11 protein-coding genes and 1 pseudogene are annotated in these 15705 nt (G+C 66.3%); 3 read left to right on the top strand and 9 right to left on the bottom strand.

What is annotated here, in order from left to right:
• Positions 1 to 228 precede the first annotated feature (228 nt).
• Positions 229 to 1995 (top strand): bifunctional isocitrate dehydrogenase kinase/phosphatase, encoded by a 1767-nt coding sequence (aceK, locus tag QQK25_RS05215; RefSeq protein WP_284186990.1) that lies wholly within the window; start codon positions 229 to 231, stop codon positions 1993 to 1995.
• 169 nt (positions 1996 to 2164) lie between these two features.
• The gene (locus QQK25_RS05210; protein WP_284186989.1) at positions 2165 to 4795 is read left to right on the top strand and encodes a 3-hydroxybutyrate oligomer hydrolase family protein; all 2631 of its coding nucleotides are present in this window, start codon (positions 2165 to 2167) and stop codon (positions 4793 to 4795) included.
• A gap of 124 nt (positions 4796 to 4919) precedes the next feature.
• On the opposite strand, the gene QQK25_RS05205 is transcribed toward QQK25_RS05210, so the two are convergent.
• From QQK25_RS05205 to QQK25_RS05185, 5 genes are all read right to left on the bottom strand, one after another.
• A complete protein-coding gene (locus QQK25_RS05205; protein WP_284186988.1) occupies positions 4920 to 7157 on the bottom strand; it encodes an NADP-dependent isocitrate dehydrogenase in 2238 nt (745 codons plus the stop codon).
• A 281-nt stretch (positions 7158 to 7438) separates the two neighbouring features.
• A complete protein-coding gene (locus QQK25_RS05200; RefSeq protein WP_153161175.1) occupies positions 7439 to 7999 on the bottom strand; it encodes a phasin family protein in 561 nt (186 codons plus the stop codon).
• A gap of 235 nt (positions 8000 to 8234) precedes the next feature.
• Entirely contained in the window at positions 8235 to 8795 is a 561-nt protein-coding gene (gene lptA, locus QQK25_RS05195; RefSeq protein ID WP_153161176.1) for a lipopolysaccharide transport periplasmic protein LptA, read from the bottom strand.
• A complete protein-coding gene (gene lptC / locus QQK25_RS05190; RefSeq protein WP_284186987.1) occupies positions 8792 to 9373 on the bottom strand; it encodes an LPS export ABC transporter periplasmic protein LptC in 582 nt (193 codons plus the stop codon). Before lptC ends, lptA begins: the two co-directional genes overlap by 4 nt.
• A gap of 34 nt (positions 9374 to 9407) precedes the next feature.
• Positions 9408 to 10400 (bottom strand): KpsF/GutQ family sugar-phosphate isomerase, encoded by a 993-nt coding sequence (locus QQK25_RS05185; protein ID WP_284186986.1) that lies wholly within the window; start codon positions 10398 to 10400, stop codon positions 9408 to 9410.
• A gap of 80 nt (positions 10401 to 10480) precedes the next feature.
• On the opposite strand from QQK25_RS05185, the gene QQK25_RS05180 reads away from it, so the two are divergent.
• Positions 10481 to 12457: a monovalent cation:proton antiporter family protein gene (locus tag QQK25_RS05180; protein ID WP_284186985.1), complete on the top strand. Its 1977-nt coding sequence runs from the start codon at positions 10481 to 10483 to the stop codon at positions 12455 to 12457.
• Positions 12458 to 12460: 3 nt separating this feature from the next.
• On the opposite strand, the gene QQK25_RS05175 is transcribed toward QQK25_RS05180, so the two are convergent.
• The 4 genes and pseudogenes from QQK25_RS05175 to QQK25_RS05160 all read right to left on the bottom strand — a co-directional run.
• Positions 12461 to 13105, bottom strand: coding sequence for a prepilin-type N-terminal cleavage/methylation domain-containing protein (locus tag QQK25_RS05175; protein WP_284186984.1), 645 nt, complete (start codon positions 13103 to 13105; stop codon positions 12461 to 12463).
• Between the two features lie 104 nt (positions 13106 to 13209).
• Positions 13210 to 14517, bottom strand: coding sequence for an adenylate/guanylate cyclase domain-containing protein (locus tag QQK25_RS05170; protein ID WP_284186983.1), 1308 nt, complete (start codon positions 14515 to 14517; stop codon positions 13210 to 13212).
• A gap of 129 nt (positions 14518 to 14646) precedes the next feature.
• Positions 14647 to 15387 (bottom strand): prepilin-type N-terminal cleavage/methylation domain-containing protein, encoded by a 741-nt coding sequence (locus QQK25_RS05165; RefSeq protein WP_284186982.1) that lies wholly within the window; start codon positions 15385 to 15387, stop codon positions 14647 to 14649.
• A pseudogene (locus QQK25_RS05160) lies at positions 15375 to 15705 on the bottom strand (hypothetical protein); the annotation flags it as partial. The pseudogene QQK25_RS05160 and the gene QQK25_RS05165, both read right to left, overlap by 13 nt.

The following is a 15705-nucleotide window of genomic DNA, read 5'->3' as shown; positions in this document are numbered from 1 at the left end:
CTGCTCCCTGCCGGGCCAACCCCTTTGCCGGGCGCGGCGGCAGCAAACCGGACTGATTATGTCCGAAATGTGTGACCACTAAAAGCACCGGAAAATTCCCCGAAATCCTTGTGCAGTGCGGCATTCCGGCGGCTGGGTGCGGGAAAACGGCGGTGCTAGACTTGCGGGCTACATGCGGCGGCTCATCGCCGGAAACAGCGCATCGCGCATCGTTCGAGGGGAAGGAAGATGGATAGCAGTGCCACCGAAAACCCGGTTGCCCAGGCCATCGCGCACGCCATGGTCGAGGGCTTCAACAAGCACTACCGGATATTTCGCGAGACATCCCGCCGGGCCAAGGAAAGCTACGAGGCGGCCGACTGGCAGGGACAGCTGTCGGCGGTGCGCGACCGGGTGCAGTTCTACGATGACCGGGTGAACGAGACGGTGCAGCGCCTGCATGAGGAGTTCAATGCCGAATCCATCGACGACGCCACCTGGCAGGCGGCGAAGCTGCAGTTCATCGGGCTGCTCATCAACCACAAGCAGCCGGAGCTCGCCGAGACCTTCTTCAACTCGGTGACCACCAAGATCCTGCACCGGGATTACTTCAACAACGCCTACATCTTCACCCGCCCGGCGATCTCGACGGATTACATCGAATCCTTCCCGCCCACCTATTCGAGCTACTACCCTCAGGACGAAGGCCTGCGGGCGACGATCCGCCGGATCATCGAGGATTTCGACTGGCAGCGTTCCTTCGAGGATCTCGACCGGGATGTGGACTACGTGATGCGCACCGTTGAGCGCCACCTGGGCGAGTGGCCGAAGATGGAGGTGAACTGCCAGATCCAGGTGCTGTACTCGGCGTTCTACCGCAACAAGACGGCCTACATCATCGGCAAGGCCATCAACGGCTACCAGGAATACCCCTTCGTGATCGCGGTGCGCCACGGGGCGTCGGGGATGCTCTACCTCGACACCATCCTCCTCGACACCTGGCGGATCTCGCTGCTGTTCTCGCTCTCCCGCGCGTACTTCCTCGTCGACATGGAGGTGCCGTCGGGCTACGTGCAGTTCCTGCGCAGCATCATGCCCCACAAGCCGCGCTCCGAGCTCTACACCATGCTGGGCCTGGGCAAGCAGGGCAAGACGATCTTCTTCCGGGATCTCATCGCCCACCTGCGCCATTCCAACGACCAGTTCATCGAGGCGCCGGGCATCCGCGGGCTGGTGATGCTGGTGTTCACGCTGCCGTCGTATCCCTACGTGTTCAAGATCATCAAGGACACCTTCGGCAGCTCGAAGAACATGGACCGCGCCACCGTGAAGCGCAAATACCTGCTGGTGCGCCAGGTGGACCGGGTCGGGCGGATGGCCGACACGCTGGAGTTCTCCAACGTGGCGCTGCCGCGCAGCCGCTTCCACCCCGATCTCATCGCCCAGCTGCGCGAGCTGGCGCCTTCGGTGATCGAGGAGGACGGCGACACGCTGGTGGTCAAGCACCTCTACATCGAGCGGCGCATGACGCCCCTCAACATCTACCTCGACAAGGCCAGCGAGGAGCAGGTCGAAGAAGCCGTCAAGGAATACGGCCAGGCCATCGGCGAGCTCGCCATCGCCAACATCTTCCCGGGCGACATGCTGTGGAAGAACTTCGGCGTCACCCGCTACGGCCGTGTCGTGTTCTACGACTACGACGAGATCGAGTACATGACCGACTGCAACTTCCGCAAGATCCCGCCGGCGCCCAACGAAGAGATGGAGATGTCCGGCGAGCCCTGGTATTCGGCCGGGCCGATGGACATCTTCCCGGAAGAGTTCGCCACCTTCCTGCTGGGCCAGGCGCGCATCCGCAAGGCCTTCCTCAAGCATCATCGCAACCTGCTCGACCCGCGCTTCTGGCAGGACGCCCAGCAGAAGATCCGCAATGGCTACGTGGAAGACTTTTACCCCTATCCCCAGGAGCTGCGCTTCTCGCACCTTTACGCCGACGACAGCGCGCCTGCCGGATGATCTGAGTCGAGCGCTTCAGTCGGCTCCAATGCTTCCGCCGGTCATGCCGGCGGTTTTTTTTGGGCTGATTCAGGTAAACCCCAGTGTCATCCTCCGTCCGATGGTCCCAACATGAAAGGCGGACGTCGCCCAAGCGACGCCATCCCGAAACGATAATCGGAGGAGACCCATGGAACACCGGATTCGCATGCGGGCAATTGCCCTGGCTGTCGGCAGCACCCTGATCCTCGCCGCCTGCGGCGGTGGTGGCAGCAGCAATCACAGCGTGAGCGGCATCGCCGCCGAGGGCCTGGCCATTGCCAATGCCGTCGTCACCGTCAAGGATGCCGCGGGCACGACGCGCAGCGTCACCACCGACGCCAGCGGCAACTACGTCTTCGATACGTCCGGCCTCAGCTATCCGCTGATGCTCCAGGTCACCGGCACCAAGGGTGTCTGGCATGCGCTCGTCACCGAGGACGACCGTGGCAAGCCGGCCAACATCAACAACGCCACCAACAGCGTCGCCCTGCTGGCGCTTGGCGCCACCACCACCGCCGAACTGCAGGCCGCCTTTGCCGCCGGCAGCTTCAAGTCGGTGAGCAATGCCGCCGTCGCCAATGCGGATTCCAGGCTCCTCGACGCCCTCGAAGCCGAACTCGGCAAGCGCCCGGAAAGCCTGCGCAGTGCGCGCTTCACGCCGGGCACCGCCGAGGCGGAAGGCGACGAGACCGACCGCCTGCTCACCCTGGTCGATGCGCGCCCGACCGGCGGCGGCTTCGGCACCTACAACGTGATGCCCGAACACGTCTGGGCCGACACCTACACCACCAAAACCTACGACGGCGTCTCCGACGACCTGCTCACTGCCGGCTACGGCAAGAGCGGCCTCTCCGCCGCCACCACCGCGATCTTCGGCAGCGCCGCCGAACTGCGCCGCTACGCCATCCACACCAACTACCGGGCGCTGGTCGATGCCAACAAGGCGGCCGGTGGCTTTGGCACGCTCTACGGCCCCAACATCGACGTGAATGGCAACGACACCCTGGGCGAAGGCAAGATCCCCGGGCTCGAGGCCATCGCCTACTCGGGGGATTCCAGCGGCAAGCGCAAGGTCACGCTGATGGTCCAGGTGCCCGACAGCTTCGACCGGACCAAACCCTGCATCATCACCGCCACTTCGTCGGGTTCCCGCGGCATCTACGGCGCCATTGGCACCTCGGGCGAATGGGGCCTCAAGCACGGCTGCGCGGTGGCCTACACCGACAAGGGCAGCGGCAACGGCATGCACGACCTGGCCCGTGACACGGTGAACATGATCGACGGCACGGTCTCGACGGCGTCGGCTGCGGGCAAGAAGGCCCACTTTGCGGCCGACATCACCAAGAGCCAGCTGGACGCCTTCAACGTCGCCACCCCCAACCGCATCGCCTACAAGCACGCCCACTCCCAGCAGAACCCCGAGAAGGACTGGGGCCGCAACACGCTGGATGCGGTCGCCTTCGCCTTCTACGTGCTCAACGAGAAGTACTCGACCGCCGATGCCAGCGGCAAGAAGCCGCGGGTGATCCGCCCGGCCAACACCATCGTGATCGCCTCGTCGGCCTCCAATGGCGCCGGCGCCGCGCTGATGGCCGCCGAGCAGGACCGCCTCGGCCTGATCGACGGCGTGGCGGTGAGCGAGCCGCAGATCCAGCCGAAGGACGTCTCCGGCATCACCATCAAGCAGGGCTCGGCCACCGTGCCCACCATCGGCAAGCCGCTGCTGGATTACTTCACCTACGCCAACCTCTACCAGCCCTGCGCCGCGCTGTCGGCCGCCGCCGCCGGTGGGCCCGCCGGCGCTGCGCTGGCCTTCTATGCTACCGACCGCTGCACCTCGCTGAAGGAAAAGGGGCTGCTCACCGCCGCCACCCTGGCCGGTCAGGCGGACGAGGCGCTGCAGAAGCTCCACGCCTACGGCTGGGCTGCCGAGCACGACGTGCTCCACGCCACCCACCACGCCTTCGCCACCCCGTCCATCGTCGTCACCTACCTCAACACCCTCGGGCGCTTCAGCGTGCTCGATAACGTCTGCGGCTTCAGTTTCGCCACCACCGGCGGTACGGGCGCAGTGACGGCTACTGCAGCGGTCATCCAGTCGATGATCTTCTCGGTGGGCAACGGCGTGCCGCCCACCAGCGGCATCAACCTCGTCTACAACGACGCAGTGGGCGGCCCGACCCGGGACATCAACGCCAAGTCGCCCTCCACCAACCGGGCCGACGGCGCGCTGGACGGCGCCCTGTGCGCCCGGGCGATGGTGACGGGCGTCGATCCGGTGACGGGTGCCAAGCTCACCGGCACCCAGCTGGCCCTGTCCGAGAAGGTGCAGAAGGGCATCCGCGAAGTGCAGGTCGAGGCGAAGCTCGGCACCAAGCCGACGATCATCGTGGCCGGTCGCTCCGACACGCTGATCCCGGTCAATCACGCTGCCCGGGCCTACTACGGCGCCGGCCAGAAGGCCGGTAGCAGTCTGCTGCGCTACTACGAGGTGACCAACGCCCAGCACTTCGACACCTTCATCGATCTTTTGCCGGGCTACGACAGCCGGATCGTGCCGCTGCACGTGTACTTCAATCAGGCCCTCGACCTGATGTACGCTCACCTGAAGACCGGCGCGCCGTTGCCGGCATCTCAGGTGGTGCACACGACGCCGCGGGGCGGCACGGCCGGCAGCGCGCCGGCGATCAGCGCCAGCAACGTACCCCGGATCGCCACCAGCCCGGCGGCGGCCGACGTGATCGGCTACGCCGCGGGGACCGTGAGCGTGCCCGACTGATCGGCCGGAAGCACAGAGCCCGGCGAAAGCCGGGCTTTGGGTCGATGCAATAAAAAACGGGGGTGGGCCGTTGCCGGCGCACCCCCGTTTCTACTGGCCCCCGTGGTGGCGGGGCAGGTTTTCCTTACACCCGGGCAGCCTTGAGGGCGGCGTTCAGGGTCGGGCTCGGACGCATCACGGCCTTGCACTTGTCGGAATCGGCCTTGTAGTAGCCACCGATATCCACGGCCTTGCCCTGGACGGTCTTCAGCTCGGCAACGATCTGCTGTTCGCTGTCGGTGAGGGCCTTGGCCAGCTTGGCGAAGTGGGCGGCCAGCTCGGTGTCCTCGGTCTGGTTCGCCAGTTCCTGGGCCCAGAACATGGCCAGGTAGAACTGGGAGCCGCGGTTGTCGAGCTCACCGGTCTTGGGAGACGGCGACTTGCGGTTGTCGAGCAGCTTGCCGGTGGCGGCGTCGAGGGTCTTGGCGAGCAGCACGGCGCGCTTGTTGCCTTCCTTGAGGCCCAGGTCCTCCAGCGATACGGCCAGAGCCAGGAACTCGCCCAGGGAATCCCAGCGCAGGTGGTTTTCTTCGGTGAGCTGCTGGACGTGCTTCGGCGCAGAGCCGCCGGCACCGGTTTCGTACATGCCGCCGCCGGCCATCAGCGGGACGATGGACAGCATCTTGGCGGAGGTGCCCAGTTCCATGATCGGGAACAGGTCGGTGAGGTAGTCGCGCAGGATGTTGCCGGTGACGGAGATGGTGTCGAGGCCGCGGATCACGCGTTCCAGGGTGAAGCGCATGGCGCGGACCTGGGACATGATGTAGATCTCGAGGCCGCTGGTGTCGTGATCCTTCAGGTAGGTCTGGACCTTCTTGATCAGCTCGGCTTCGTGCGGGCGGTAGGAGTCGAGCCAGAAGACCGCCGGGGTGTTGGAGTTGCGGGCGCGGGTGACGGCCAGCTTGACCCAGTCACGGATCGGGGCGTCCTTCACCTGGCACATGCGCCAGATGTCGCCGGCTTCGACGTTCTGGGTGAGCAGCACTTCACCGGTGTCGATGTCGACGATGTTGGCGATGCCGTCTTCGGCGATCTCGAAGGTCTTGTCGTGGGAACCGTATTCTTCGGCCTTCTGGGCCATCAGGCCGACGTTCGGCACGGTGCCCATGGTCTTCGGGTCGAAGTTGCCGTTGGTCTTGCAGAAGTTGATCATCTCCTGGTAGATCCGGGCGAAGGTCGATTCCGGCATCACGGCCTTGGTGTCGTACTGCTTGCCGTCGGCGCCCCACATCTTGCCGCCCGAGCGGATCATCGCCGGCATGGAGGCGTCGACGATCACGTCGTTGGGGGAGTGGAAGTTGGTGATGCCCTTGGCGGAGTCGACCATCGCCAGCTTCGGACGGTGTTCCTGGCAGGCGTGCAGGTCGCGGATGATCTCGTCGCGCTTGGATTCCGGCAGGGTCTTGATCTTCTCGTACAGATCGACCATGCCGTTGTTGACGTTGATGCCCAGCTCGTTGAACAGCGCTTCGTGCTTCTCGAAGGCTTCCTTGTAGAAGATGCGCACGCAGTGGCCGAACACGATCGGGTGCGAGATCTTCATCATCGTCGCCTTCACGTGCAGCGAGAACAGGATGCCGGACTCACGACAGTCTTCCAGCTGGTCCTCGTAGAACTTGCACAGGGCCTTCTTGCTCATGAACATCGAGTCGATGATCTCGCCTTCGAGCAGCGCGACCTTCGGCTTGAGCACGGTGATCTTGCCGCCCTTGGCGATGAGCTCCATGCGCACGTTGCGGGCCTTGTCCAGGGTCATGGACTTTTCGCCGTGGTAGAAGTCGCCGTTGTGCATGTGCGACACGTGGGTGCGCGACCAGGGCTTCCACTCACCCATGGAGTGGGGGTTCTTGCGGGCGTAGTTCTTGACGGCGAGGGGCGCGCGGCGGTCGGAGTTGCCTTCACGCAGCACCGGGTTCACGGCCGAGCCCAAGCACTTGCCGTAGCGGGCGGCGATGGCCTTCTCTTCTTCGGTGGCCGGGGCTTCCGGGTAGTCGGGGATCGGGTAACCCTTGGCCTGCAGCTCCTTCACACAGGCCTTGAGCTGGGCCACGGAGGCGCTGATGTTCGGCAGCTTGATGATGTTGGCGTCCGGCTCGAGGGTCTTCTTGCCCAGCGCGCCGAGGGTGTCGGGAACCTTCTGCTCGTCGCTCAGGCATTCGGAGAACTCGGCGAGCACGCGGGCAGAGACGGAGATGTCAGCCTTCTCGATCTCGATGCCCGCCGGGCCGGTGAAGGTCCGGATGATGGGAAGAAATGCGCACGTTGCGAGCAGCGGGGCTTCGTCCGTGAGCGTGTAGATGATCTTCGATTTCCCAGTAGCCATTTGTCTTCCCTCAGTATTGGATTATTTTGACGACAGCCCTGCGCAAGCCTCGATGGTCCGGCGCGCTTGCAAAATGCGCTTTCTGAAATGCGATTTCACAACCTGAGAAAAATATCACGTATCCCGCCGCTCTGCATCCATGCCGTGATGCCTTCCCGCGAAATTGACACGCCGGGCGATGACGGTGGACGCAAAAAAGCCCGCGCTGCCGAAGCAGGGCGGGCTTTTCTGTGCCTGTCAGACGGGCGCGCGGGGCGTCCGCTTCCAGTCAGCTGGCCAGATTAGGCAGCCTTCTTGGAGGACTTGGCGGGAGCGGTGGTGCTGACGGCCTTGACGGTGGCGTTGGTCGCGGCAGCCACGTTGGCTTCGGCGATCTCGGCGACTTGCTTGGCAGCCTTGGTCACGCTGTCATAGGCGGAGTTGGCGGCGGCGATGGCGGACTTGACAGCAGCCACGGCGACGTCGGAACCGGCGGGAGCGGACTTGGCAGCCTTGTCGAGGGCGGCAGCGAAGGTCTTGTTGGCTTCAGCAACTTGAGCTTCGAACAGCTTGGAAACTTCTTCCTGGGTCTGGGAAGCGATTTCGTAGATGCTGCGGGAGTAGGCAACGGCCTTCTCGACAACCGGCTGGGCCAGGGAGGTCTGCAGGGCCAGCAGCTCTTGAGCATCCTTGGCGCCCATCAGGGTCTTGGCGGCGGCAACGGAGTCTTCCAGAACAGCGCGGGCGGTGTTCAGGTTGAGGGCAGCGATGCGCTCGGCGCTGGCGAAGGCGGTGTTGGCCAGGGTCAGCAGGGTTTCGACGTTAGCCTTGTTGGCAGCAACGATTTGTTCGGGGGTGGTCATGTCAATCTCCTTAAGTGAATGTGGATCAATTACCTGAAATCATCCGACGCCTCTTTGTGCGTCGCAGCAATGGAGTCCATTATATTCAGAGCGGGAGAGCTGTCAACAACTATTTGTTGCGACGCACAATAATCTTTGTGGTGCTGCAATTCTTTTGCAATCAAACAGTTGTACGGATTTTGCGAAACTACCCGAAGACTGTTGAGGGCTGCGGCTTTGCGCCGCATCATGCCCATTACGGGTTGGTTGCGCCGTCCTTCTTCTTGGGCTGGATGGTGACCTGCACGCGACCCTGCTGGCTGGGCAGGGTGGTGGCGTTGGGGCCGTTGGTGACCAGGTAGGTTTCGGTGACGCCGTTGAACTGGATGTACTGGCCACGCACTTCGTCCTCGCCGCTCTTCACGCGGGCGCGGAGGAAGAACTGGGAGAGCTCGCTGCGGGCGTCGTGTTCGATGCGCTCGCCTTCGCCGTCGACCCACTCGTTCTTGCCTTCACGCTTCTGGCGGAAGCGGGCGAGGCCGCCGTCGCCGCCGGTGGCGATACCGCGCTGGTAGCCTTCCTGATCCTGGCTCACCACCAGCTTGTCGCTGCGGATGGTGAGGGTGCCCTGGGTGAGCACGACGTGGCCTTCGAAGATGTGGATCTTGTTCTTGTCGTCCACCGTCACCTTGTCGGCCTCGATGTTGACCGGCTTGCCGCGGTCGGCCTTTTCGGCGTGGGCGGGCGCGGCCAGCGCGAGGGTGGCGATGGCGATGAGGGGGGCGAGATGGGCGTGCAGCCGGAAGAATGGTTTCATGGTTTCGGCGTCGGGGTGTTTCGGTAGATGGTGCCGCGGACCTGGCCCTGCAGACGGACCTCGCCGACGATGTTGTCGCTTTCCATGCGCTCGGCGTTGATCACCGTCTTGCCCTGGGTGAGGACCACGGGTTTGTCGGAGCGCATCTTCTCGTCGTCGGGCCAGACGGTCATTTCCTCGGTGCGGAGGGTGGATTCGGGCTTGCCGGCGGTGGCGTCGCGGCGGACGAAGACGTTGTCGGTGAGGACGACGGCGTCGCCGTCCTTGTTGACGCGGGCGAAGTTGGATTCGACCCACACCGGCTCGGGCCGGTTGAGGTAGTTGAGGCGCGGGCGGACGAGTTCGGTGGTTTCGTCGTCGGCGTAGTGGACCATCCGGTCTGCCACCAGCACGTACTGGATCTTGCCGGTGAGGTCGAAGCGGCGGACGGTGAGCTTGTCGGCGGAGAAGTCGGCCTCGTGCGCTTTTTCGGCCCGTGCGACGGCGGGCTGCTGGGTGACCCGGTCGAGCCACACCGAGACGCCGGCGAGGAGGGTCAGCACCACGAGGGGGAAGAGGCTGTGGCCCCGGCCGTTCATCGGGCGCTCCGCGAAGTGTGGGTTGCGGCTGCCATCAGATGACCTTGGCGAGCATCAGGTCGTGATGGTTGAGGGCGCCGATCAGGCGGCCGGCGGAATCCGCCACCAGCAGCTGGCTGATGCGCCGGGTCTCCATCATCTCGGCGGCCTCGACGGCGAGGGCTTCGGGATGGATGGTGCGCGGGCCGCGGCTCATCACGTCGGCGACGCGGGCGGTGCTGAAGTTGCAGCCGCTGGCGAGCGAGCGGCGCAGGTCGCCGTCGGTGTAGATGCCGACGATGCGCTGGTCGGCATCGACGATGGCGGTCATGCCCATGCCGGCGCGGGTCATTTCCATCAGGGCGTCGGCCAGCAGCGCGTCTTCGGTGACTTTCGGGACGGCGCTGCCGCTGCGCATCACGTCGGAGACGTGGGTGAGCAGGCGACGGCCGAGGGCGCCGCCCGGATGAGAGCGGGCGAAGTCGTCGGCGCCAAAGCCGCGGGCGTCGAGCAGCGCCACCGCGAGGGCGTCGGACAGGGCCAGGCTGGCGGTGGTGCTGGCGGTGGGCGCGAGGTTGAGCGGGCAGGCCTCTTCCTTCACCGCGCCGTTGAGATGCACGTCGGCCTCGCGGGCGAGGGGCGATTCCGGATTGCCGGTGATGGCGATCAGCCGGGCGCCCTGGCGCTTGACGAGGGGGACGATCTTGAGGAGTTCTTCGCCGGAGCCGGAGTAGGACAGGGCGATCAGCACGTCGTTGGCGGTGATCATGCCCAGGTCGCCGTGGGCAGCCTCGGCGGCGTGCACGAAATACGCGGGCGTGCCCGTGCTGGCGAGGGTGGCCGCGAACTTGCGCCCGATGTGGCCCGACTTGCCGACGCCCGACACGATGACCCGGCCGCTGGAGGCGAGGATCAGGTCGACGGCCTTGACGAATTCCGGGCCCAGCTGGTCGGCGAGCGCGTGAACGGCTTCGGCCTCGATCTCGAGGACGCGGCGGGCAAGGGCGAGGACGCGGTCGTGCGCAGCGGGATTCGGGGCGGAGCTCATGGGCGGCGTGGGTATAATCGGGCTCAGGAGTATATCAGATCGACTATTCCGCCCGTCCCGGGCGCCCCTTGCTGCCTTCCATGGTCAATACCCTCGAGCTTGTGCTCGCCCTTCTTGCCGGCGCAGTGCTGGTGGTCGGAATCTTCCGGTCGCTCAACCTGCCGCCGGTGCTCGGTTACCTGATGGTCGGTGCGGCCGTCGGGCCCCACGCGATGAACCTGATGCCGGACACCGGCGGGGCGCGCTACCTCGCCGAGTTCGGGGTGGTGTTCCTGATGTTCACCATCGGGCTGGAGTTCTCGCTGCCGCGGCTGTACAGCATGAAGCGCATCGTATTCGGCTTGGGTGCGATGCAGGTGCTGGCGTCCATCGTGCTGGCGATGATCGCGGGGCGCATCGGCGGGCTGGGCTGGGGGGCGGGCTTTGCGCTTGGCGGCACGCTGGCGATGTCGTCCACGGCGATCCTCTCCAAGCTGCTGTCGGATCGCCTCGAGCTGGATTCGAGGCAGGGCCGCGAGACTATCGGCGTGCTGCTGTTCCAGGATCTGGCGGTGGTGCCGCTCTTGATCCTGATCCCTGCGTTGTCGGGGCCGGCCGATGCGCTGTTCGACACCCTGGCGCTGGCGACGGCCAAGGCGGTGGCGCTGCTTTCGCTGGTGCTGTTCTTCGGCCAGCGGGTGATGCGGACGTGGTTCTTCTACGTGGCGCGCCAGAAGTCGGCCGAGCTGTTCATGCTCAACGTGCTGCTGATCACCCTCGGGCTGGCGTGGCTCACCGAGATCGTCGGGCTGTCGCTGGCGCTGGGGGCTTTCCTGGCGGGGATGCTGATCTCCGAGACCGAATACCGCTACCACGTGGAAGAGGACATCAAGCCTTTTCGCGACGTGCTGCTGGGGCTGTTCTTCGTGACGGTGGGGATGTTTCTGGACGTGGGGCAGATCATCCTCAGCCTGCCCGCGGTGCTGGCCATGCTGGCGGCGCTGCTGGTGGGCAAGTTCCTGATCGCCGGGGCGGCGTCGCGGCTGCTGGGCAGCCCCCAGGGGACGGCGGCGCGTACCGGCCTGTGGCTCTGCGCGGGGGGCGAGTTCGGTTTTGTGTTGCTGTCGCAGATCGACGAGGCCAGGCTGCTGCCGCCGGCGTTGTCGCAGGTAGTGGTGGCAGCGCTGGTGCTGTCGATGCTGCTGGCGCCGCTGATCGTGCAGGCCAGCGAGAAGATCGTGCTGCGTCTGGTGCCGTCGGAGTGGATGAGCCGCTCGCTGCAGCTCACCAGCATCGCCACCCAGTCGATGTTCGTGGACAAGCACGCGATCCTGTGCGGCTTCGGCCGCAATGGCCAGTACCTCGGGCGCCTGCTGGAGCAGGAGGGCATCACCTACATCGCGCTGGATCTCGACCCGGAACGGGTGCGCGAGGCCGCCGCGGCGGGCGAGACGGTGGTGTTCGGCGATGCGGCCAAGCGCGAGACGCTGATGGCGGCGGGCATCGCCAGGGCGTCGGTGGTGGTCATCACCTACGCCGATACCGACGCAGCGCTGCGGGCGATGAGCATGGTCCGGGCCTGCCGGCCGGACGTGCCGGTGGTGGTGCGCACCGCCGACGAGCGGGATCTGGAGAAGCTGCAGGAGGCCGGTGCCGCCGAGGTGGTGCCGGAGTCGGTGGAGTCGTCGCTGATGCTGGCTTCCCACGCGCTGGCGCTGGTGGGGATTCCGCTGCCGCGCATCCTCAAGCGCATCCGCGAGATCCGCGCCGAGCGCTACCACTTGCTGCGCGGCATCTACCGGGGCGGCGAGCACCTGCATGAGGAATCCCTCGAGGAGCGCCAGCAGGTGCGCCTGCATTCCGTGCCTCTGGAGGCCGGCGCGTACGCGATCGGCAAGAGCCTCGCCGAACTGCGCCTGAGGGAGCTGGGCGTGGAGATCACCGCGGTGCGGCGTCAGCGCATCCGGGTGGTCGACCCGGTGCCCGAGACGCGGCTCGAGCTGGAAGACGTGCTGGTGCTGCTGGGTACGCCGTCGCAGATATCCAGCGCCGAGACCCGGCTGCTGAAGGGCGTCTGAGCCTCAGTAGGCGGCGCACACGGTATAGACCGTCGCATCGTTGAGATCGGCCTGGGCAACAGCCGCGCCGCCTGACAGCAGGCGGACGGTGCCGGTGTTGGGCAGGCCGTCGTCCATCGCGATATCCACCTGCCGGGCAAAGGTGCCGGCGAGGTTTTCCTGGCAGATGAAGAAGCTCCCGCCCCAGCCGGTGAGCGGGCTGGTGCTGGTGATGCCGATGCGCCCGCTGAAGGCATTGCGGGGCACCCAGTCGGCGATCACCACGCCTTCGGCGCCTGGGTTGCGGCTGTCGCCGCTGGCCAGGTTGGCAAGGCGCACGTGCTGCCAGAAGAGCACGGTCTCGTCGGTGGCGGTGGTGGAGTTCCAGGCGCCGTCGATCCGCCCGTTGCCGGAGGTGCCGCCGGTGGTGGCCCGCACCGCGCCGGTCAGCCGGTTGGCCACGCCGGCGTCGTCGCCGGGCAGGGCGCGGAAGCGGTCCTGGTAGGCGTAGATGTAGGTGGCGGTGTTGCGGAAATCGCCGATGACGTTCTTCACCTTGGCGCTGTTGATGAGCTCCTGCCCCTTCAGGATGCCGCCGAGCAGCAACCCGATGATCACCAGCACGACCGCGATTTCAACCAGGGTGAAGCCCTGTTGCCGAACCTTCATTTAGCCTCCCGTGAGCAGCCCTGCACGGCGCGTGCAAGGCAATGTCTATTGATACAGTACGGGTATTCTAATGCAGATCGGCTTGCCGGTGAATGCCAATGGCCTCAGGTGGCCCGCGTCGGCTGGATGACCGTCGCCGCCGGCGCAGCGAAGATCCGCGGGCCCTGCAGGCGATACACCGGCACGTAGCCCTTGCCCTTGAGCATCAGGAGGATCGGCTTGGCGAAGGCGAAGGCGCCGTGCAGGCGCTCGAAGGCGCGGCTGTCGCACTGGATGGTGCTGGGCTCGCCCTCGGTGCATAGGCGGAAGGCGAGATTGACGGTGTCGCCCCACAGGTCGTAGATGAACTTGGCGCGGCCCACCACCCCCCCCACCACCGGGCCTGAGGCGATGCCGATGCGCACCTCGAGCTCGAGCCCGTCGGTGAAGTCGTGGTTGCGCAGGGTGGCCTGCATGTCGAGGGCCAGGGTGGCCATTGCCGCGTGGGGTTCGATCGGGTGGGCGTGCAGCCCGCCGGCCACCATGTAGCCGTCGCCGATGGTCTTGATGCGCTCGAGGCCGTGCTGTTCGCACAGCTCGTCGAAGCGGCAGAAGATCCGGTTGAGCATCTCGAACACCGCCTTGGGCGTCATGCCGCTGGCGATGCGGGTGTAATCCACGATGTCGGCGAACATCACAACCACCTCCGGGTGGCCGTCGGCGATGGTGCTGGTGTTGTCCTTGAGGCGGGCGGCGATGGGGGCCGGCAGGATGTTCAGCAGCAGGCGCTCGGAGCGCTCCTGGGCAAGGCGTAACTGCCGGTGGGCGTCGGCGAGGCGTTCACGGGTCTTGTTGCGCTGGCCCATCGCAAAGCGCAGCTGGACGTAGATCACCAGGGCCACGAGCGTCACGTGGCAGGCCAGGGCGAGGGCGGAGGGCTGGGCGGTCGTCGGCAGCAGGGCGCCGGCGGCGAGCGTGATCGCGACAAAGCCCGCAAACCACGGCGCGGACCCTTTCCCCCCGAGACACAGCAGGCCGGCAGTGGGCGCAAGGATGGCCCACACGGGCAGCCCGGCGGTGGCCGGCGTCGGCCCGAGGAGTGCCTGGGCCGCGAAGGGGAAGGCCAGCATCAGCCCGAGTTGCGGCGGGCCGTACAGGCCGCCGCGCCGGTGCCGCCTGAAAAGCAGCAGGTTGCCCCCGGCGAGCACGGGCACCGCCGCGACGGCGAGCGCCATCGGGTTGCCGTCCACGAGCAGATCCCCCGCCAGCCAGACCAGGGCTGCGGTGGCAAAAAGCACGCTGGCCAGGTTCAGGCGGATTTTCCTGATGCTGGCTTCGTCGTCGTCGTCGGGGTGCGCGCCGATGTCCAGGATCGCCCTGAGGAAGCGGCGGACTGGATGGCCGGGCGGGGGATAGAGCCAGGGCTCCGGCATCGGATTTCCTGCGGAAGTGAACCGTGACAAGTTTCACGTCTGCGGGAAACGGGGGTCAAGCCGCTGCACCGGGCTGATTGTCGGGATGTGTGTCGTAGTGCGCAGCGTGGTGCATCCGCAGGGCGGTGCTCAGGGCAGCGTGCCGGCGCTGATGAGGCGGTGGGCGAGCAGGTTGGGCGACAGCCAGGTGACGCGGTCGTCGAAGCTGCCGCCGGGGGCTGCAGGGTTGTCGGAGGCGGGCCGGCTGAAGAACAGCCTGCCGTCGGCGCTGGCGTTGCGGGCTTCGTCGCTGCCTTCGGGGGGGGCGGCGAGTGCGTTGCCTTGCTGGTCGGTGGCGCCGAGGCCGTTGGCGCCATGGGAGAGGATCACCGCGGGGCTGCGCCCACCTTCGGTGGTGAGGAAGAGTTCGGCGCCGTCGAGGTTGCGGGTCTTGATGTCGAGATCGCCATCGGCGAGGTTGGCCTTTTCGCCCGTCACAACGTTGCGGATCGGCTGCACGTATGGTGCGGCGACGGCGTAGCGCAGGCGCCGCGACCAGCCGTCGAGCCCTTTGATGCCGAGGGTGGCCCAGGGCAGCAGGCCATTCTGCTTGCGGCAGGCGGTGGGGCTTACGCGGTCTTCGGCGCCGTCGGTGGCGCTTTTGGCGGGGCAGGGGAGGCAGCCCTTGCGCACCACGAAGCCGAGTAGTGCGTCGCGGGCTTCGCCGAGGGCGTCGTCGGTGGCGGCTTCGGCCCGGCGGGCGAGGTGGGTCGACAACCCGACGGTGAGCCCGCCAGCGAGGAGGGTGAGGACGAGCAGCACGACGGCCATCTCGACGAGGGTGAAGCCGCGATGGCGCTGGCGTACGGCGGCGTGGATCAGGGAATGCATAGGGCGATGTCGGCGCTGGCCGGGCGGTCGGGCGCGTTGATGGCGAAGGTGGCGGGCAGGCTGGCGAGCTGGCCGCTGGCGAGGGCGGCGAGGGTGTCGGCTTCGAGGTAGTTGCGGGTGACGATCCGGTCGGCGGGATCAACTCGGCGCTGGTTGGCGTCGGCACGTTCGCCGCCGAAGATCAGCGCGCCGCGGCAGCGCCGGCCGATGCCGGCGAGGCAGTCGGTGCCGCCCACGCAGCGGGCGTAGCGCATCGCCTCGGCCCAGTTGGCGGCGGCGTCGCGCAGGGTTTCGTTGCGGCAGGTGCCGGTGAGCCTG

The sequence above is a fragment of the Zoogloea oryzae genome (assembly GCF_030161255.1).
GTDB lineage: Bacteria > Pseudomonadota > Gammaproteobacteria > Burkholderiales > Rhodocyclaceae > Zoogloea > Zoogloea oryzae.
The sequence above is the reverse complement of the archived record's forward strand: the minus strand, read 5'-3'. Positions and strand labels throughout refer to the sequence as shown.